21 protein-coding genes are annotated in these 20,167 nt (G+C 41.3%); 6 read left to right on the top strand and 15 right to left on the bottom strand.

Features of this window, described 5'->3' with window-relative positions; all coding sequences use genetic code 11:
* Nucleotides 1–9: 9 nt before the first annotated feature.
* Genes BWD47_RS12780 through argC form a run of 3 tightly spaced genes read right to left on the bottom strand, consistent with a single transcriptional unit; the run spans nt 10 to nt 2,709 of the window.
* Nucleotides 10–930, bottom strand: coding sequence for an ornithine carbamoyltransferase (locus tag BWD47_RS12780; protein WP_036970885.1), 921 nt, complete (start codon nt 928–930; stop codon nt 10–12).
* A 7-nt stretch (nt 931–937) separates the two neighbouring features.
* Nucleotides 938–1,699, bottom strand: coding sequence for an acetylglutamate kinase (argB, locus tag BWD47_RS12775; protein WP_036970887.1), 762 nt, complete (start codon nt 1,697–1,699; stop codon nt 938–940).
* A complete protein-coding gene (gene argC / locus BWD47_RS12770) occupies nt 1,699–2,709 on the bottom strand; it encodes an N-acetyl-gamma-glutamyl-phosphate reductase (protein ID WP_065978016.1) in 1,011 nt (336 codons plus the stop codon). The genes argB and argC overlap by 1 nt, the downstream gene beginning before the upstream one ends.
* Nucleotides 2,710–2,930: 221 nt before the next feature.
* On the opposite strand from argC, the gene argE reads away from it, so the two are divergent.
* A complete protein-coding gene (gene argE / locus BWD47_RS12765) occupies nt 2,931–4,085 on the top strand; it encodes an acetylornithine deacetylase (RefSeq protein WP_036970890.1) in 1,155 nt (384 codons plus the stop codon).
* Between the two features lie 262 nt (nt 4,086–4,347).
* On the opposite strand, the gene panP is transcribed toward argE, so the two are convergent.
* On the bottom strand, nt 4,348–5,976 hold the full coding sequence (panP, locus tag BWD47_RS12760; protein ID WP_036970892.1) for a pyridoxal-dependent aspartate 1-decarboxylase PanP: 1,629 nt from the start codon (nt 5,974–5,976) through the stop codon (nt 4,348–4,350).
* A 248-nt stretch (nt 5,977–6,224) separates the two neighbouring features.
* On the opposite strand from panP, the gene BWD47_RS12755 reads away from it, so the two are divergent.
* Nucleotides 6,225–8,084 (top strand): EAL domain-containing protein, encoded by a 1,860-nt coding sequence (locus BWD47_RS12755; protein WP_074988852.1) that lies wholly within the window; start codon nt 6,225–6,227, stop codon nt 8,082–8,084.
* Here BWD47_RS12755 and BWD47_RS12750 read toward each other — a convergent pair.
* The 8 genes from BWD47_RS12750 to folB all read right to left on the bottom strand — a co-directional run bounded on the left by BWD47_RS12750 (nt 8,081) and on the right by folB (nt 14,234).
* Entirely contained in the window at nt 8,081–8,746 is a 666-nt protein-coding gene (locus BWD47_RS12750; RefSeq protein ID WP_074988851.1) for a tRNA (guanosine(46)-N(7))-methyltransferase TrmB, read from the bottom strand. The two genes, BWD47_RS12755 and BWD47_RS12750, sit on opposite strands and share 4 nt — an antisense overlap.
* Nucleotides 8,746–9,513, bottom strand: a complete 768-nt coding sequence (locus BWD47_RS12745) for an ABC transporter permease (RefSeq protein WP_036970898.1) — start codon at nt 9,511–9,513, stop codon at nt 8,746–8,748. Before BWD47_RS12745 ends, BWD47_RS12750 begins: the two co-directional genes overlap by 1 nt.
* Nucleotides 9,513–10,442: an ABC transporter ATP-binding protein gene (locus BWD47_RS12740; RefSeq protein WP_036970900.1), complete on the bottom strand. Its 930-nt coding sequence runs from the start codon at nt 10,440–10,442 to the stop codon at nt 9,513–9,515. The genes BWD47_RS12745 and BWD47_RS12740 overlap by 1 nt, the downstream gene beginning before the upstream one ends.
* Nucleotides 10,439–11,062: a flavin prenyltransferase UbiX gene (locus tag BWD47_RS12735; protein ID WP_036970902.1), complete on the bottom strand. Its 624-nt coding sequence runs from the start codon at nt 11,060–11,062 to the stop codon at nt 10,439–10,441. Before BWD47_RS12735 ends, BWD47_RS12740 begins: the two co-directional genes overlap by 4 nt.
* 21 nt (nt 11,063–11,083) lie before the next feature.
* On the bottom strand, nt 11,084–12,427 hold the full coding sequence (gene mpl, locus BWD47_RS12730; protein ID WP_036970904.1) for a UDP-N-acetylmuramate:L-alanyl-gamma-D-glutamyl-meso-diaminopimelate ligase: 1,344 nt from the start codon (nt 12,425–12,427) through the stop codon (nt 11,084–11,086).
* Between the two features lie 160 nt (nt 12,428–12,587).
* Nucleotides 12,588–13,391 (bottom strand): undecaprenyl-diphosphate phosphatase, encoded by an 804-nt coding sequence (locus tag BWD47_RS12725; protein ID WP_036970908.1) that lies wholly within the window; start codon nt 13,389–13,391, stop codon nt 12,588–12,590.
* Nucleotides 13,388–13,876, bottom strand: coding sequence for a 2-amino-4-hydroxy-6-hydroxymethyldihydropteridine diphosphokinase (folK, locus tag BWD47_RS12720; protein WP_074988850.1), 489 nt, complete (start codon nt 13,874–13,876; stop codon nt 13,388–13,390). The genes BWD47_RS12725 and folK overlap by 4 nt, the downstream gene beginning before the upstream one ends.
* A 1-nt stretch (nt 13,877) precedes the next feature.
* A complete protein-coding gene (gene folB, locus BWD47_RS12715; RefSeq protein ID WP_036970914.1) occupies nt 13,878–14,234 on the bottom strand; it encodes a dihydroneopterin aldolase in 357 nt (118 codons plus the stop codon).
* Between the two features lie 226 nt (nt 14,235–14,460).
* On the opposite strand from folB, the gene plsY reads away from it, so the two are divergent.
* Nucleotides 14,461–15,069 (top strand): glycerol-3-phosphate 1-O-acyltransferase PlsY, encoded by a 609-nt coding sequence (plsY, locus tag BWD47_RS12710; protein WP_036970917.1) that lies wholly within the window; start codon nt 14,461–14,463, stop codon nt 15,067–15,069.
* A gap of 1 nt (nt 15,070) precedes the next feature.
* On the opposite strand, the gene tsaD is transcribed toward plsY, so the two are convergent.
* The 3 genes from tsaD to BWD47_RS12695 form a co-directional block, all read right to left on the bottom strand.
* Complete coding sequence (gene tsaD / locus BWD47_RS12705; protein ID WP_036970921.1) at nt 15,071–16,084, bottom strand: tRNA (adenosine(37)-N6)-threonylcarbamoyltransferase complex transferase subunit TsaD; 1,014 nt, start codon at nt 16,082–16,084, stop codon at nt 15,071–15,073.
* Between the two features lie 61 nt (nt 16,085–16,145).
* Nucleotides 16,146–16,736, bottom strand: a complete 591-nt coding sequence (locus BWD47_RS12700) for a YjaG family protein (protein ID WP_036970924.1) — start codon at nt 16,734–16,736, stop codon at nt 16,146–16,148.
* Entirely contained in the window at nt 16,720–17,085 is a 366-nt protein-coding gene (locus tag BWD47_RS12695; RefSeq protein WP_075594087.1) for a DUF2007 domain-containing protein, read from the bottom strand. Before BWD47_RS12695 ends, BWD47_RS12700 begins: the two co-directional genes overlap by 17 nt.
* A gap of 85 nt (nt 17,086–17,170) precedes the next feature.
* Between BWD47_RS12695 and BWD47_RS12690 the strand changes: the two genes are divergently transcribed.
* The 3 genes from BWD47_RS12690 (at nt 17,171) to BWD47_RS12680 (ending at nt 20,167) form a co-directional block, all read left to right on the top strand.
* Nucleotides 17,171–17,578: a DUF2721 domain-containing protein gene (locus BWD47_RS12690; protein ID WP_036970930.1), complete on the top strand. Its 408-nt coding sequence runs from the start codon at nt 17,171–17,173 to the stop codon at nt 17,576–17,578.
* A 52-nt stretch (nt 17,579–17,630) separates the two neighbouring features.
* Nucleotides 17,631–19,157, top strand: a complete 1,527-nt coding sequence (locus tag BWD47_RS12685; RefSeq protein WP_036970933.1) for a DUF3369 domain-containing protein — start codon at nt 17,631–17,633, stop codon at nt 19,155–19,157.
* 122 nt (nt 19,158–19,279) lie between these two features.
* A complete protein-coding gene (locus BWD47_RS12680) occupies nt 19,280–20,167 on the top strand; it encodes a LysR family transcriptional regulator (protein ID WP_065978067.1) in 888 nt (295 codons plus the stop codon).

The following is a 20,167-nucleotide window of genomic DNA, read 5'->3' as shown; positions in this document are numbered from 1 at the left end:
TGGTGTTCCTTAAACAAAATTTGGATTTAATAATGTGACAAGCAGTGCGTTTTGCGCATGCATACGATTTTCTGCTTGTTGAATAATTTTTGATGCAGGGCCATCCATTACCTCAGAGGTAATTTCAAATTCGCGATGAGCTGGCTGGCAATGCAACACTGTTTGCGCGCCCGTTTGATCAAGCAACGCTTGATTTAACTGGTACGGCATATATTTAGCCTTAACTTGCTCAAGTGGGGTTTTATCTCCCATAGATACCCACGTATCAGCATAGACTGCATTTGCGCCGACTGCCGCTTCAATTCTGTCACTGACCATCACAGATGCACCATTCATGGCTGCAATTTGCTCTGCTTGTTTGAGAATCTGTGAATCTGGAGAACTCCCCTTAGGGCAAACCGCCACAAAATCAGTCCCTAACGTTGCAGCAAGTAACATAAGTGAATGCGTCACGTTATTGCCTTCACCTAAATAAGCAAGCTTCAGTTTACTGACATCGCCGTGTACTTCTTGCAGCGTTAAGAAATCCGCTAATGCTTGGCATGGGTGGTATAAATCACACAGACTATTCACCACAGGCACTGACGAAAATTCAGCAAGCGTAGTTAATGTTTTATGTGCAAATACACGAGCCACAATACCGTCGGCCCAAGTAGAAATATTTAAAGCAAAATCTTTCACCGATTCACGTGCACCCATAGCCCCATTTTGTGAGTCTAAATACACAGCATGGCCACCTAATTTATTAATGCCTATATCGAATGATAAACGCGTGCGTAAGCTTGGTTTTTCGAATAATGTCACCACTGATTTGCCCGCTAACGCTTGGCTAAAATCAACAGGGTTTGCTTTAATTTTTTGCGCTAAGTCTAATAATTTAAGCGCGCCTTTTTGGTCTAATTCAAGACCCGATAAAAAGTGAGTTAACATGTAATACCTATGGTGTAATCTTTGTTCCAACGTGCTCGCCTTGCAATAAAGCGACTAAATTTTCTGGCTTTAACCAGCTTGAGATATACACACCACGTCGTAAATGTTGGGCAGCAAGAAGACTGGTCTTAACTTTGACCTCCATCCCGCCCTGAATAACTCCTTGAAGAATTAATGCATCTATTTGCTGCGTATTAAGTTGATGTAATGGTTGCTTATTTGCATCAAGTACCGCTTCTACATCAGTCATAAAAATAAGTTCTGCATCAAGCTCTTTCGCAATCGCTGCGGCCGCTTCATCTGCATTTACGTTGTACCAAAGTCCCTCTTCATCAAAACCAATAGAGCTGACTAATGGTAGACGGCCTTGTTCAATTAAGCTGGGTAAAATACTGTCGATACTGTCACAGCATTGCCCAACTTGCCCCAACGCTTTTAATTTTTGCTTAACCACAACACCGGCTTCATAAAGGCTCATACCCACAGGTTTATGACCCGAGGCAATGGCTTGACTCATTAGTTGTTTATTAGCACAGCCAGCTAACGCCCCAACGATGTATGGCATTTGTTCTTTTGGACTGATACGTAAACCTTGGTGCTTAGCACTGGCGAATCCCGCATCCATAAGCCATGCATCAACTAATGCACCCCCACCATGAACAATCACAAAGTTAGCTTGCTGTTGTGAGATTAAAACATCAAATAGGGCTTTTGCAGCATCGGCAGTATTTAATACCGCACCGCCAATTTTAATGACCCATGTTTTCATCATAACGCTCCTACTAATCCGGTATGATGAGGTATACCCATCGCTAAATTAATACATTGCAATGCTTGCCCAGCCGCCCCTTTTAACAGGTTATCAATGGCCGACATAACAATGAGCTGTTCGCCTTTTTGTTGCCACGCAATATCAACATACGGCTGTTTAGCAACGCCTTTAATACTGGGTATTTTGCTTCCAAGTAAACGAATCAACGGTTCATCGGCTAACACCTGATACGCTTCTGTTACTTGCTCTGGTGTTACACCGGGTTTTAATTGCACATAAATAGTTTCTAAAATTCCCCGCGGAAAATTCCCCAAATGCGGGGTAAATAACACAGGATGGCCTAAATGTTGTTCAATTTCAGGTGTGTGCCTGTGGTTAAATAACCCATAAGGCGCAAGTGATACTTCGCAAAAATGCGTATTAACACTCGCTTTTCTACCCGCCCCCGTGACGCCTGACACGGCATTAATAATAATTGTTTGCTCTGCTAATAAGCCGGCTTCTTTCAATGGTTTTAATGAGTTAAGTGCGGCTGTAGGATAACAGCCTGCAACCGCAACCAAATTTGCCTGACTGATTGCATCCGCATTCCACTCTGCTAGTCCATAGGCTGCTTGTGTTAAAAGCGTTGGATGCTGATGCGCAAAGCCATAGTAAGTGAGGTAATCCTCATTCCCAGCTAAACGAAAGCCGCCTGATAAATCGAATACTTTTTTACCCATTGCTAAAAATCGAGGAGCAAGGTCAACACTCACTTCATGATCTGTACATAAACACACGTAATCAGCATGCTGTTCGATGTCGGTATAAGCGGCTGCTGTTAATGGCTGTAATGGATGGTCTAAAAGCCCTAAATGCTCAGGATATAAGTCACTTAAACACTTATTTTTATCTAAGCTGCCCTCAGAGACATAACATGCCTTTAAAGTTAGTTGTGGGTGCTTGGCGACTAAACTCGCAAGCTCTGCGCCGCTATATCCACTTGCGCCAATAATCACTACATTCATTGCTTGGTTTTACCTATTTAACTTATCTATTTACACATTTAAAACTACTCGCTGTTTAGCGAATAAAAACACTATCTAAAGTAATGAAATAAGGTTATCGTCGTTTTGTGTTCATACGCTACTTTAAAGTATATTTATGCTCAAAAAGTGAATTGATATTCATAATAAATACTTTTATATTGTTATGCAATTAGATTGAATAATTATTTTTGGATTTTTTTATGTCGCTTCCCTCTTTTTTATCGATGTATCAACAATTGATTGCTGCGCCTTCAATTAGTGCAATTGAAGACTCTTTATGCATGAGCAATAAAGAGGTCATTACCTTACTTGCCAATTGGTGCGAAACCTTAGGCTTTAGCTGCGAAATTACAGAGCTTGAGCATGGCAAAGGTCGCTTTAATTTATTAGCGAGACGGGGTGAAGGTGAAGGGGGACTGATGTTAGCGGGCCACACCGATACCGTGCCATTTGATGACAGCCGCTGGAATTATGATCCGTTTAAATTAAGCGAGCATGACAACAAGTTATTCGGTTTAGGCAGCATTGATATGAAAGGTTTTTTTGCTTTTGTACTGCAGGCCATTAGTGAGCTTGATGCAAGCCAGCAAACAGAGCCTTTATTAATTTTAGCCACAGCCGATGAAGAAACGACAATGGCGGGTGCTCAGCAAATATGTCGCCACCCTAATTTAAAGCCCGCGCGCTGTATTATTGGCGAGCCAACAGACATGACACCGGTGTTTACTCATAAAGGCCACATGAGTTCAGCGATTCGCGTTGTGGGTCGTTCGGGTCACAGCTCAGACCCTGAGCGAGGCTTAAATGCCATCGAAGTCATGCATAAAATGATTACAAAACTGTTAATCATTAAAGACGAATTAAAGAATAAATATTCAGTTGAGCACTTTGTAATACCGTACCCAACATTAAACCTAGGTCATATTCATGGCGGCGATAACGCAAACCGTATTTGTGGCTGCTGTGAAATGCACATTGATATGCGCCCACTACCCGGTTTAAGCGTACAAGAGCTGCAAGCCATTTTGATTAATGCAGCCAATGAAATAAATACTGAGTATCCAAACGCTGTCAGCGTTATTGACTTACACGACCCAATACCTGCATTCAGCGGCAGCACAGATAGCGCTTTAGTAAAACTGGCAGAAAAGGTGTCAGGCCAACCTGCGGTTGCAGTTAACTACTGCACCGAAGCGCCGTTTATTCAACAATTAGGCTGTGAAACGATTGTTATGGGGCCAGGGTCAATCAACCAAGCACATCAGCCTGATGAGTTTTTAGCCATGGAAAAAATCAAACCATCGCAACAGATCATCAGTGAAATGATTAAGGCTAGCTGTTTTCAAAAGGCATAATACCATTTTGCAATAATTTTTAATCATTTTGAGGGATTAAACCAGTCGCTAACTGCGTTAAAAATTGCTGATTTACGACTGCATAGATGCAGAAGGTAGAGCAATGCAGGAGCAATGCAGGAGCAATTGCCGAGAATACCTAAATAACGAAATTTTTGCATTGTTATCAACGAGCTTTTATTGCCTCAACCTTGCTCATTGAAATACGCAAATTGGTATAAAAAAAGGAGCTTTCAAGCTCCTTTTTACTTATTTATATCACCTAATCCATGTACTTACTTAAATACTTTTTAAATACAGGATCTGTTTTAGACAGTTCTTTTTGCTCTGCAAGAATATCTTTTAATATAGCCTTTGACGTAAGCGGATTCGCTAACACAACTCTAAACACCACGGTAGGCTGGTAATCGTATTGCGCAGGGGTTAAACGTGTACGCGATACAAAAGAACGCCCAGCTTCACGCTGACGTTTTTGCATACTGGCCGTAAAACGGTTCAGTGAAGCATAAATATCGAGTTTAGTTTCTTCGTCAGCATTTTTAAGTTTTTCTTGAATCTGTTTAGGGACATATCGATAGGTTAATAAACACAATTCAGGTTCTGAAATCAGCTCAAAGTCTTCGTCTTGCCTAATTAATTCAGCAAAGGTACGTGCTTTAACGATACTGCGGTCAATCAGCATCTCGTAACCTTTACGACCAATGACACGTAAGCATGCATGCACCAACATTGCCATGCCTGGTCGACTACCTTCAAGCGTATGACTCCCCAAATCTTTTGAACCTTTACGTAAAATATACTCTGCATGATGCTCAATCGCATCGGTTGCTGCTGGGTCTTTAAATAACACTAAACCAGCGCCCATTGGCACATACATCTGTTTGTGGGCATCGATTGTAATTGAATCGGCTCGCTCAACACCACTCAATAAATGACGATAGTTTTGCGATAATAAGGTTGCTCCTCCCCATGCTGCATCAACATGGAAATGACAGCCCAATTCTTCACTTAAATCAGCCATATCATTAAGGGGGTCAATACTGCCTGTTTCCGTAGTACCCGCAACACCTACCAGCGCCATTACCTTAATGCCTGCCGCTTCCAGTTCTTGCGCTTTTTCACGCATGGCTTGAATGTCTACTTTATTGTTCTTATCGGTTTTTATTGCAATGATATTGTCGCGACCAATTCCCAATAAATCGACTGTTTTACCAAGAGAGTAATGACCTCGTTCAGAAACCAGTACAGCAAGCCCTTTATAGCCATAATGCAACATACCCGCAATTAAGCCTTGAGCTGCAATTCCTTTGTAATCGCCATCCGCTCTTAATAAACGGTTTCGTGCAATCCACAGTGCGGTAATGTTGGCAACTGTCCCCCCTGAGCAAAATGCACCGAGTGACGTTTTTGCACTATGCATCCACTTACTGTAAAACGCATCATCTTGTCCATATACAAGGTGATGCATCATACCAAGCACTTGTCGTTCAAGTGGGGTAAACGCTTTTGAGGTTTCAATTTTTACTAAGTTTTGATTCAGACCTACCATCAACTTTGATAACGGCAGTACAAAGTGCGGTAAAGCAGAAGTCATGTGGCCAATAAAGCTAGGCGCGGCTGTATGAACTGAATGCGCAACAAGTTGCTCCATAATATCTTGAGCATAGTCAGATACAAATGTGGGCTCTTCTGGAATCATTGCCGATTGAAAGTCTTTCTCTATCTCATGAAGAGGCTTCTCAATCGCAGCAATATTCTCGTTTAAGAATCCTGCAAGGTTGCTTGAAATCTCTGATTCAATTTTACTCAGTGTCGAGTCTGGTGCTTCTGGCACCGTAAAAATACGAATCAAACTTTCTTTAGAGGCGACGGCACAACGCTTTTGATCCATCCTAATACCCATTATAAGCAGCTTAAAAATGAACCCAATGCAGGAACATTGAGGTTTACATTTTGCGGCACTGTTTCTATGAAATTGGCTAACTTTACTGGAATATCATGAAAATGTCTCGCTTAAAGCCAAAAAGCCATGCTTTCGGTGACAAAAAAATGATCGATGGGTGAATTTTGTCGTAATTTTCTGCTATCAGCTGCGTATTTTTTAAGTATAATCAAGTCATAACTGCAAAGGGAACACCTATGCCGAATGGAATGCAAAGAACACGCTGGCTTATTTATGGTTTTGCCGCATTTTTTATTAGCTTATTTGGCTATATTTATTACACCTATGAATCAACACGTAGTGAGATAATGGCGAATGTTGATGCCAAATTACTCAATGCGGCAATCAGTGTTAAGCATATTTTAGGGGATGATTATCATACCCGTGTGAATGCAGGCCAAACTATTTCACCTGAGCTGTATAAAGATAAGAGCAGGGCTTTATCTGACTACGCTAAGCAAATGCAGGTAGCGTATGTATATGCGATGGTGCTGCGCGATGATACGGTATTCTTTAGTGCCTCTAGCTATACTCAAAAAGATCACAACAGTGGACGCGTGACACACTTTTTAGATGCGTACCCTGAAGCCACCGACATCAATAAAGAAGCTTTTTTTTCGACAGAACCCGTTTTTGAAATATCACAAGATCACTGGGGCAACTTTAAAAGTATCTTTGTGACCTTTGTTGACAAAAACGGCCACACTTATATTACAGGTGCAGACATTGCTATTGATGATCTCAATGAGCAACTGCAACACAGCATAACAAAAGCAACCATTACAAGCGGCTTCTTTTTCTTTATTGTTGCTTTAATCGCGTGGCTTTATTTTTTACAGCTTAAACGCTCACTCCTGACTGATGCTCGCACCGGCTTTGCCAATCATATTGCGCTCGAGAATTACATAGAAAGAACAACCAGACACCGCATGGAACTTGCTGTTATCAGTATCAATGAGCTTGAGGATATTAGTAGTTTTTATGGCACCGATGTCAGCGATAGAGTGATGGCTAATTTACTCACATATTTTCAATCCCGCATACCAAGCGAGAGCGCAACCTTTCGTTTAGCGACGAATAAAATCGCATTATTGAATATTCGCAACGCTGAGCAACGTATTGACGATATTATCAATACCTTTAATCACGCAATTCCCGTGCTAAGCGAGCCATTTATTTATATTACTTTGCATGCTGGAGTCGCCTCGTGTAACAAACTCATGCTCATAGAAAATGCACATATAGCCTTGCAACAAGCCAAGTTAAATAACCAACGTATTGTTCGCTATGAGAATGTATTTAAACAAGTTGAAGAGCAATTTAGACACAACGTCACTCTCGCTAAAGAAGTTAGAGAAGCGTTCGATAACAATCGAATCGTGCCCTACTTTCAGCCAATTTATAACACGGAACTGAAGCAAATAAGTCACTATGAAAGCTTAGCCAGAATGGCAACTGCACAAGGTCGGATTCATTGCCCTGATTACTTTATGGCTGTATTAAAGCGCTCACGCATGGACGGGTTGTTAACACGCACCATGTTTTCACGATGTATTGAGCAATTCAGAAAGACAAATGTGCGCTGGAGTATCAATATCACCGCGCAAGATATTCTCGATCCAAGTTTAAGTGAATTTCTAGAGCAGCAATTAAGGCGTTACCCAAAACCACACAATATTATTTTTGAGTTTCATGAAACTGAAGCCATTGCATACTTTAGCCAAGTGAAAGCCTTTATTAGTTTATTAAAGAATAAAGGGGCGCAAGTGATGATCAATGAATTTGGCGCGGGGTACTCAAACTTGTCTCACATTTTAAAGCTTGAAGTGGATGGCTTAAAGCTCGACAAAGACCTAGTAAGCCAAATACACAATAATGCCGATAGTTTTATGTTTATAGAGCATTTAGTGAAGTATGCTCAGCAATTAAACTTAGCGGTTATTGCTGAGCAAGTAGAAAGTGAGCAAATTGCCGATGCACTTTCACGTGCGGGTATCACACTCATGCAAGGTAATTATTTTGCCCCACCCACTCCCTACATTAACACGCAAATTTAAAGGTTTATGACTAAGCGGTGGCTCTGCTGTCCACTGGCCCAATACTTTCGCTCGAACGGCGTAATAGGCACATCGTGTTCATAGCGTTCAACTTGGCATGGATGTCCAGCCAACTCAAGGGCGCGAGCGAACTCTTTAACGTAGATATCCCAGTTACTTCTGAGCTCTAATCGGCCGCCAAGTTTAACAATAAATGGAAAAATTGCGGCCCCATGCCAGCGCCTTTGTAAGTGCTTAGCTTTTGGCCAAGGGTTTGGATAAAGCAGATAATGGTGAGTTGGCTGCCAATTTGCTGCAACCGCTAAACGCCAAAAATCATTTAAATCAGCTTGTACCAAAATATACTGGCCAGTGTCTGTTTGTTTATATTCAATATCGTGCTTATCTAAACGATGTGACGACTTGTCAATTCCAATAACAAGTGCCTCTGGGTGGCGCTTAGCAAGATTAGCGGTACTCTCTCCCACCCCACAGCATGAATCAAGAATAATTGGTCCATTGAATGCGTGAACTTTGTCATTCACTTGGTCAAATGCAGCTTGCGTGTGCGCTGCAATTGGTTTTTTAAACTCTGCACTTAAGTGCTTTAAAACAATCTCGTCTAGCTTGTCATGCAAGCCGGGTTGATTCGATACAATACTTCTCGAATTTGCATCTGTCATTAGTGTCTAAGCCCCACACCGCGTTTAATTAGCGTTAAAGCTAACGTAAATAACCCCACAATAAATAACCCTAGTACACCAAACGCGACCGATAAGTCGACATCCGACACACCTAAGAAGCCATACCTAAATGCATTAACCATATATATAATTGGGTTTACTTGCGATACCCCCTGCCAAAACTCAGGTAACAGGGTAATCGAGTAAAACACCCCACCTAAGTAGGTTAATGGCGTTAAAATGAACGTAGGTATAATACTGATGTCATCAAAGCTATTTGCGTAAATTGCATTTATTAAGCCCCCCAGAGCAAATACGGCTGAGGTTAAAATCACAGTCGCCATAATCACGAAAATATTGTGAATTTGAATATCAACAAATAGCAAAGACACGCACGTAACAATTAAGCCAACCAACATGCCTCGTGTCATACCTCCACCCATGTAGCCTAGTACAATGATGTAATTAGGCACCGGTGCCACAAGTAGCTCTTCGATACTTTTTTGGAATTTAGTGGAATAAAAGCTCGACGCCACATTAGAGTAAGAGTTAGTAATCACCGACATCATGATGAGGCCAGGTACTATAAATTCCATGTAGGAAAAACCACCCATATCACCAATGCGTGAGCCAATTAGGTTACCAAAAATAACAAAATAAAGGCTCATCGTAATTGCTGGCGGTACCAGCGTTTGCACCCAAATACGTAAAAAACGAATACACTCTTTAATCCAAATACTCTTTAGCGCTACACCATATTTAAACATTATTCGCCTCGCCCTTGTTCTAATAAACCCACAAACAACTCTTCTAATCGATTGGCCTTATTACGCATACTGAGCACTGTATTGCCTTGCTCGGTTAACGCCGTAAACACCTGATTTAGCCCCTGCGATTTAGCCACCTCAACTTCTAAGGTATGATCATCGGTTAAAGTAAACTGATAACCATCAAGGCTGATAGGGTTAACTGGCTGTTTTAAGTCAAGCACGAAGGTTTCTTTATCAAGCTTGGCAAGTAACGCTTTAATTGTGGTGTTTTCGACAATCACACCACTATCAATAATAGCGATGTTCTTACACAACAATTCCGCTTCTTCTAAATAGTGCGTGGTAAGAATAATGGTAACGCCTTGTTTATTGATTTCACGCAAGAAATCCCACATAGAGCGACGCAGTTCAATATCAACCCCCGCCGTAGGCTCATCAAGAATAAGTAACTTTGGTTCGTGCATAAGCGCACGGGCAATCATTAAACGGCGCTTCATTCCCCCCGATAACGTGCGAGCTTGTTTATCTTTTTTCTCAAATAAACCAAGTTGTTTTAGGTATTTTTCAGCACGTTCATGAGCAAGCTTTCTTGGTACGCCATAGTAGCCAGCTTGATTAACTAATATTTGGTTAAGCGTTTCAAACTGGCTAAAGTTAAACTCTTGCGGTACTAAGCCGAGCTCTGATTTTGCAGCTTCGAGATCTGTATCGATATTATGACCAAAGACTTCAACACGGCCTGCGCTTTTATTCACAAGTGATGAAATCACGCCAATTGTGGTTGATTTACCCGCCCCATTGGGACCTAACAAAGCAAAAAAGTCGCCTTGTTTTACCTGTAAATCAATCCCTTTTACGGCTTCAACGCCATTTTTATAAACCTTTTTAAGGCCTTCAATATTTAATGCGATTGTCTGTTCGCTCACTGTTTGCCCTCTCCATAACCCCAACGTTTCGTTAGAGTATGTTCAATATGTAAATGATCTAAAATACGTGCCACCATAAAATCGACCAAGTCAGAAATGTGCTCAGGTTTATGATAAAACCCGGGTGCTGCAGGCATAATGGTGACACCCAATTTTGCTAACTTGAGCATGTTTTCTAGGTGTATTTCACTAAAAGGTGTTTCGCGTGGCACCAAAATAAGCTGACCACGTTCTTTAATAACCACATCAGCAGCACGTTCCAATAAGTTATCAGATGCGCCAACGGCAATGGCCGAGACTGAGCCTGCACTGCAAGGACACACCACCATTTTTTTAGGGGCTGCCGAGCCCGATGCTACGGGGCTAAACCAATTATCTTTACCAAATACTTTTAGCTGCTCTGGGGCTGCATTGAACAGCTTACTAAGCTGCTCTGTCGCTTTGTCTTCATTACCTGAAAGCTTAATATTTGATTCGGTATCAAGTACCACACGCGCAGCGCTTGAGATCAACACGTACACTTGAAACTGTTGTTCTAATAATACTTCTAACAACCTTAAACCGTAAGGCGCGCCCGACGCGCCACTAAACGCTAGGGTTATTTTATCTTTAAATTGCATACAGTTAACTCCGTATACTGGTTAATTTTGTTCTAATACCGTGATCAAGCGCTGATGAATACCTTCAAAGCCACCATTACTCATAATCAAAATATGGTGATGGGCAGCCGCACTGTTTGCAACCAACGTAATGATTTCCTCAGTACTTGTGCTGCAGTACATACCCGCTTTGTCAGCATAGTCTTTTAATGACCAACTCAAATTTTCTGGCTCAAACAAATACACCTCATCGGCTGCACTAAGCGAGTCAATAAGCGTTTGCTGATGCACACCCATTTTCATGGTGTTCGAACGGGGCTCTAATATCGCAATAATTTTCTCATTGCCGACTTTAGCGCGCAGGCCTGCTAAAGTCGTTTTTATCGCGGTTGGGTGATGGGCAAAATCGTCATACACTTTAATGCCCTTTATATCAGCTTTGAGTTCCATACGACGCTTAGGTGAAATAAACTCAGCTAAACCTGCAATGCTCACGGGCACAGCGATACCGACATGACGCGCAGCTGCAATCGCCATAATCGCATTTTTGACATTATGTTCGCCCATGGCTTGCCACGACACAACGCCCTGTACTTCTCCCGCTAACAACACTTCAAACTCGCTGCCATCCGCTTTAAGTAAGCGATAATCCCAATCACCTGACAGCGTTTCGCTGTCACTCCAAAGGCCGCGCTCAATCACATCCTGCAGTGCTTCATCTTGGCTTGGCCAGATAACTTTGCCACTACAGGGTAATGTACGCATCAAGTGATGAAATTGTTTTTTAATCGCATTTAAATCTTCAAAAATATCAGCATGATCAAATTCAAGATTATTGAGGATTAAGGTCCGTGGTAAGTAATGCACAAACTTACTGCGTTTATCAAAAAAGGCGGTGTCATATTCATCGGCTTCAATGACAAAAAACGGCGTCTCACCAACTCGTGCTGATACCCCAAAGTTTTGCACAATGCCACCAATCAAAAAGCCCGGTTTCATACCTGCATATTCTAGCAGCCATGCCAACATACTCGCGGTTGTCGTTTTACCATGCGTGCCTGCGACAGCAAGCACCCATGAGTTTTGCAATAAATTATGCTTAAGCCATTCTGGGCCTGAGGTGTAAGGTAAGCCTTTATCGAGCACATATTCCACACAGGGGTTACCACGACTCATCGCATTGCCAATGACCACCATATCGGGCGCGGGGTCTAATTGTGTAATGTCATAACCTTGAGTTAGCGTAATGCCAAGCTCTTCCAGCTGCGTACTCATTGGGGGGTAAACATTTTGATCAGAGCCTGTCACTGTGTGACCCAACGATTTAGCGATTGCGGCAATCCCGCCCATAAAGGTGCCACAAATTCCAAGAATATGAATATGCATCTACTGTCCTGAACAAAATGAATTACGAAAAAATAAAGCGTTATAATGCCAAATATAACCTTTACTTACCATGATTAGACGGCAATAGACTTTTGCCGAATAGCAAACATAAAAAAACACCTCAAGACCGAGGTGTTTTTTAAAGTGAGTAAAACGGTTTTTACAGCATTAAAAATGCAAATAAACCGACACCAAGTAACAAGCGATAGATAACAAATGGCATCATGCCCATGCGCTCAATTACTTTTAAGAAAAAGAAAATACAGGCATAAGCCGAAACAAACGATAGACCTGCACCGAGTAAAATAGCTTGCCAATCAATCGCTTCACCTGCAGTTGCAAGTTGATATATATAATATGAACCTGCCGCAGCAATGACCGGAATCGACATTAAAAACGAAAAACGTGCTGCGCTTTGCTTATTTAAACCCAGCAATAAACCCACGGTTATCGTTATGCCAGAGCGCGACGTGCCTGGAAAGACCATTGCCAGCACTTGCGAAAAGCCCAATAGTAACGCACTAAAAAAATTTACTTGGTAGATATTTTTTACTTGTTTTGCTTTTACATCGGCATACCAAAGTAACAAGCCGAAAACGATAGTTGAAGTGGCAATCACCCACGCATTGCGTGAATAGCTCTCTACAAAGTCTTTAAATAAGTACCCAATTAATAACGCAGGAATCGTGGCAACAATGATCCACCAGCCCAAACGGCTGTCATCGGTTGCGCCTTGTGAGCCAAACGACTTAAACCAAGCCCCCAAAATATCAACCACTTCTTTACGGAAATACAGTACCACCGCACCAAGCGTACCTACGTGTACTGCAACATCAAATGCTAAACCTTGATCATGCCAGCCTAAAACTTGCGAAGGTAAAATTAAATGCGCTGAGCTCGAAATAGGTAAAAACTCAGTCAATCCTTGAATTAAGGCTAAAACAATTATCTCAATAATACTCATGGGTTAGTAAACTCCACCTTCCATAGTTTTTGTTGTGGGTTGTTATAATTTTTCCATAGCTCAGCCAGTGTTTGCTTAGCTACAGGGTGAAAAAAATCAGGGGCAATTTCTGCTAGCGGTTTTAAAACAAACGCATTTTTTGTTATTTCATCACGCGGTAATTGCGCTGGCGAATCGCAAATAATGTCATCATAAAACAATAAATCAAGGTCTAATGTTCTAGGACTAAACTTTTTATCTTCACGAGTACGACCGTTATCTAACTCTATTTGCTTCAGTAATGTACACAGCTCAGGCAGTGGCATGTCAGTATTCGCACCAAGCACTGAGTTATAAAAATTATTACCCGCAAATCCCACCGCTTCACTTTCATATACCGATGAATGAACACTATCAGGGAAATACGGCTTTAACGTCTTTAATGCTTGGCGAATATAATGCTCTTTATTTACATTCGAGCCTAAGCTGATAAAAATCTGTGCCATATTAACTTGCCTTGTGACGGGTGATTTCGACTCCCACCGTTTTAGCTTGAGGAACCGCAGCTGGTTTGCTGACACGAATTGTGACTTGGCTGGTTGTAAATTCGGTTAAAATAATCGCGGCGAGTTGTTCAACTAAGGTTTCAAGAAGTTCGACGGGTTTTGCCGTCGTGTGCGCTATAACGCGTTCACTGACTTTAGCGTAATCAAGCGCTAAGTTTATATCATCGGTTGCCGCTGCGGCTGAAATATCACACACCATTTCAATATCAAAATACAGGCTTTGTTTCGTTTCTTTTTCAAAATCATACACGCCTATAATGGTGTCTACGTGCAGTTGTGATATGTATACCTTGTCCATTGATACTCCAAGCGACATAAATATTAAAACCAATACCTATCGTATACGCGTATTAATTTCAATAATGCGCACAGAGCTGTCATAAAGTTTTAATATATAAAAATTCCCTCTACAATAACGGGTAGATGCACTGCAAAATGTAGCGTACTATCTACTCAAAAGTAGCGGCAGATGGTTTTGCCGCCAATGATAGCCCAAAAGTGCAGATTAAAAAATAAGGAAGCGCGTGTTAGAAGTTTTAATGTTAGTTTTAGCCTATTTACTGGGGTCGGTTTCCTCCGCAATCCTCGTGTCTAGGTTATTTAAACTACCAGACCCACGCAGTCACGGATCGAATAACCCCGGTGCCACCAATGTGTACCGACTTGGTGGAAAAGTCCCGGCTGTATTAGTGCTGGTGTTTGATATTTTAAAAGGCACCATCCCTGTGTGGGGCGCTTATTTCTTAAAAATCGAACCGCTGATGTTAGGTTTAATTGGCGTCGCAGCGTGTTTAGGGCATATGTACCCTGTATTTTTCAGCTTTAAAGGGGGTAAAGCCGTTGCTACGGCCTTTGGTACTTTACTACCTATTGGATTATCTTTAGGTGGATTATTAATCGCGACTTGGCTATTAATAATCGCAATAACGCGCTATTCGTCACTTGCAGCACTTATTACAGTGTCGCTTGCCCCACTTTATACATGGTGGATAAAACCACTTTATACGTTGCCAGTCACGTTTTTAACACTGTTGATTATTTTCCGTCACAGAGCAAACATAACCCGTTTATTAAGTGGTGAAGAGCCAAAAGTAGGGACTAAGAAAAAAGCCCCTGACAATAACAACGACTAAGTTACAGCGCTTCTAATGAGTCGATTGGCCAGCGCGGCTTAGTTTTCATATCAAGGCTTGCAAACTGCCCCGCTTTAAGGCGTTGCATGCCCGCGTAGGCGATCATAGCGCCGTTATCTGTACAAAATTCAGTGCGAGGATAATACACTCGACCTTTCATGCCTTGCATTACACGCTCTAATTGCGCACGTAATTGAACGTTAGCACTCACTCCACCGGCAATCACTAAGCGTTTAATACCTGTTTGTTTAAGGGCACGCTTACACTTAATAATCAACGTATCAATTACTGCAGTTTGAAATGCGTGGGCTATGTCAGCTTTAGTCTGCTCATCATCAGCACTGTCACGAATAGCAAGCGATGCAGCCGTTTTTAAACCACTGAAGCTGAAATCAAGCCCAGGTTTATCTGTCATCGGACGTGGAAACACAAACCGTTCAGGCGTGCCTTGCTCAGCTAGTTTTGCTAAACGAGGACCCCCTGGGTAATCAAGTCCTAATAACTTCGCTGTTTTATCAAATGCTTCACCTGCCGCATCATCGACAGATTCACCCAGTACTTCGTACTCACCAATCCCTGACACTTTCACCATCATTGTGTGCCCACCCGACACAAGTAGCGCAATAAACGGGAATTCAGGCTTATCTTCTTCAAGCATTGGCGCCAGTAAATGCCCTTCCATGTGGTGCACAGCGACAGCAGGAATATTCCAGCCATAAGCAAGAGAGCGACCGATAGAGGTGCCCACTAACAAAGCCCCCACTAAACCTGGCCCTGCGGTGTAAGCAATGCCGTCAATATCGTCAGGACCACAACCGGCTTGCGCAAAAGCTGCGTCGATTAATGGCAAAGTTTTACGTACATGGTCGCGTGATGCAAGCTCAGGTACCACACCACCGTAGTCTGCGTGCACTTTAACTTGGCTGTATAGTTGATGTGCTAATAAGCCTTGTTCATCATCGTAAATGGCAATACCTGTTTCATCACATGATGATTCAATACCTAAAATTCGCATCAATTACTCCGCCAAGAAAAATAAGCGCGTATTTTACAGCTAAAATACGCATTACTGAACACTAAATTGCAATACCAATGTTGGTTTGACCGTCTGAAATAGCAAGCTGCTTGAGCTCTTTTACGTTTTCTGAGGTAATTCGGCCCATTTGCTCAACAAAATCAATTAGCTCTGCAAGCACATCCATCTCGTACTGCATTAGCGGGTGTTCGCGGACTGATTTGTTATCAGCCACTTCACCTTCAACCGTTAATTGGTATTCAATAAAGCGTGCAACAGAGGCTTGTGAAATTTTGCTAATGTTTAAAAACTCTTGGTCATCTTTAGCCATCAGACCATGCAACATTCCCAATAATGCGGTTGCAGTGTCAATAGCGGGGTAAGTGCCAAACATATCAAAGTCACTGAGCTCTGGTACATTAGGCTCAATTTTTTCAATTTGCTTTTCAAGGCTTATCTTACTTTTTGGCAGTAATATTTTTTCCCAGCATACATTCAGTGCGCTGCGAAATACCGCTGCGTCACCAAAGCCAGTTGCTTCACTAAATAAGCTGTAATTAGGCAACATACGCTCAAGAAGCGCGCCGCCTAATACCGCTTTTTGCAAATAGTTTAATTCTCTAATGCGTTGAAAATTATTCGCTTTCGTCATTCTTAACAGTCCTACAAGACCAACATATTTCAAATGTTGGGCCATTCAGTTCGCTGCATGATGGGCAAACCCAGTCTGGAGCCGATTGTTTTACTTGCCGGTAGTTTACCAATATTTCTTGTGCATGGCGCTCTTTTAATGCGTAAACAAGAATATCAACCCCCGTTTGTTCAAAGGGAATCTCTCCCAATGCACCTTGCAGAAGCTCACCTTGCAGTTGGCATTGTATTCCTGCGGTATGTAAAAGCCCTTTTATAATATTAGCTTCAAGCCCATTAGCGGCTTGGTAGATACGTACCCATGAAAAAGGTTCTGACGTAGTTGGTTGATTTAAATTATTTTTATGCAAATTTACTCTCTTTTACTTTGCAGCTTTAGCAACCTAAGCTACCCTAGCAATTGACCCTGCTACAACCTATATTGAAGGTAGCCTTATGACATTAACAACGCCTGGGCTGTTATTCCCGGCCATTTCTTTACTATTACTTGCATACACCAATCGCTTTTTGGTACTTGCCCAACTCATTCGAGAACTGAATGCGCGAGAAGGAGAAAGTATTCGTCCTTTGGTTGTTGCACAAATCGCCAACCTCAGAAAGCGTATTAAACTGATTCGTATAATGCAAGTTTACGGCGTGGCATCATTTCTCATGTGTACCTTGTCAATGTTCGCTTTGTTTATTGAGTTTAATACAACAGGCATCATATTATTTGGACTCAGTCTTGCTTGCTTAACTTTATCGCTTCTTACCTCTTTATATGAGATTCATATTTCATGTGATGCAATAGAAATTGAATTAAGAAATATAGAAAAAAAACCCTTAGTGGATAAGGCAGAGTAAATTTCTGCCTCTATACTTATTGTTACCTGATACGACAATAAGTGGTGCTTGTGTGGATGATTTTTTATTTTCTGAAGAACGGTTAGAAGAAAATAACGTACAAACTGAAGAACCAGAATACTGGCATATTCTTGTTGTTGATGACGAAGAAGATATTCATCAAGTTACCAAGCTTGTACTAGCTGGTTTTCAATTTGAAAATAAAAGCTTACGCTTCTACGATGCCTATTCTGCAGCAGAGGCTAAAGAGCTTTTGAAAAAAGATATCCCTTTTTCAGTGGCACTTGTTGATGTCGTCATGGAAACAAACCATGCGGGACTTGAACTTATTCAGTATATTAGGGACGACATTGATAACCACCATATCCGCCTAATTCTGCGCACCGGACAACCAGGTGAAGCACCTGAAGAATCTATTATCCGTGATTACGATATAAACGATTACAAAAACAAAACCGAATTAACAGCCATAAAAATTAAAACACTGCTCTATTCTGCACTGAGATCTCATCGTGATATCCAAATTATTGATCGCCATAAACATGGCCTCGAACAAATCATAAATGCCTCAGCTAACTTTTTAAAATGCGACAGTGTGCAAGAGTTTGCATCCACTATTTTAAGCCACGTGACAAATGTGATGGGTATAAACGACACTCAAATTTATTGTGCTGCCGCGGTTAATTTACAATCATCTCCTGCAACAGACTTTCAATTATTGGCGGCTTCAGGCGTTGGGCCTATCCCCAGTCAAAATAATATTCCTGACGAAGTTAAAAGTTTATTTATTGATGCTCATGATCGTAAGTCATCACTAAAAACAAGTACCGACTACATTGGTTACTTTCCAACCAAAGCGGGCCTTGAAACTATGCTGTATGTAAATAAAGGAAGTAAATTACATGCTACCGATCATCAACTTCTTGAGTTTTATGCAAACAATATTGCACTGGCCTATGACAATCTTAAATTGCGCGAAATGGTAAAAGAATCGCAAAAGGAATTGTCCTATATTCTTGGTGAAGCAGTAGAAAAACGCTCTAAAGAAACAGGCTCACATGTTAAACGTGTCGCGTTATACAGCGAGTTACTTGCAAAACTATCAGAACTTAATCCCTTTCAGTGTGAAATCATCAAGCTTGCCTCCCCCTTACACGACATAGGAAAAATAAGTATCCCTGACAACATCTTAAATAAGCCCGGAAAATTAGATGATACAGAATGGGAAATAATGAAGACACACGCTGAAGTAGGTTATGAAATTCTAAAAAATTCAAGTAACGAGATCATGACTTGCGGTGCAATGATCTCACTTCAGCACCATGAAAAGTGGGATGGCTCTGGGTATCCACACGGTTTAGCAGGTAAAGATATTCATATCGTTGGTCGTATAACTGCACTTGCTGACGTGTTTGACGCTCTATGCAGTGACCGTTGTTACAAAAAAGCGTGGCCACTCGATGAAGCACTTGCACTAATAAAAAATCAACGTTCGAAACATTTTGATCCAACTTTAGTCGACTTATTACTTGAAAATTTACCACTTTTCTTGGAGATTAAAGACCGTTACCCTGACTAGTTGTAACTTACCTGTAAAACAACACTTTTAAAAATGGGTACAATAATTTACTATACTCAATGTTAGGTATTATTATTTTAACTCAATGTAAGGGCTTACTTAATAAAAAGGGACTATATAAAGTGAGATTTGAACAACTTGAACAATTCGTTGCACTCGGCGTACTCAGACACTTCCGCCAAGCTGCTGAAAAAACCCAGATAAGCACTTCAGCATTAACTCGTAGTATTCAAACACTTGAAGATGAAGTGGGCTATGAACTCGTTACTCGCTCTACTCGTTCTGTAAAGCTAACCAAAGAAGGTGAACTTTTCCTCGAGTACGCACAACAAACACTTAATAATTTAGAAGAAACAAAAAAACGTTTATTCGAGTCATTAAATGGTTGTGAAAACGAAAAGCTCGTTATCGGCTACACAACTAAAGCAAGTGCAGTTGTACCTGTGTCGTGTGGGCAATTTTTAGCACAATACCCACATGTTAAAATTGAAATGCAGTTGCAAGAACAAAGTGAGTTAATTCGCAAACTGCAACTTGGTGAAATTGATATCAGCGTTTGCTCACAAGCCATGAATAGCATTGGTAGTGATATCCATTTGCCTGATCAGCTAATTTTATTTGTATCAAAAAATCATCCAATTGCTAATAAAACAGACATTAGCAAGAAAGACTTAACAGACTACCCAATGTACAGCTGTTTTTCACAATCGAAGCCGGTTCAATCGATGCTAAACGAAGCAATTGATTCATTCAATAAATCAACCAGCGTTAAGGTCGGTAGTATTGAACAAGTTATGGAAGGCTTGAAAAAGTCAAACCATATTGCGATTGCAAGTATTGAGCATGCCAACAGCGTTTCTTCAGACCCTGAATTGCTAGTATTAAAAACCAATAAAGGAATCGCTCACGAACAGTTAGTGATCCAAACTAATCAACAAATTAATGAAAACTCGCACGTGAGTTATTTATTAGATCTTATTGAAAAAACAGCATTATCTAGCCACAACTAA

The organism is Pseudoalteromonas sp. PAB 2.2, assembly GCF_001938575.1.
GTDB classification, from domain to species: domain Bacteria; phylum Pseudomonadota; class Gammaproteobacteria; order Enterobacterales; family Alteromonadaceae; genus Pseudoalteromonas; species Pseudoalteromonas lipolytica.
This window is presented reverse-complemented; position numbering and strand designations above follow the sequence as displayed.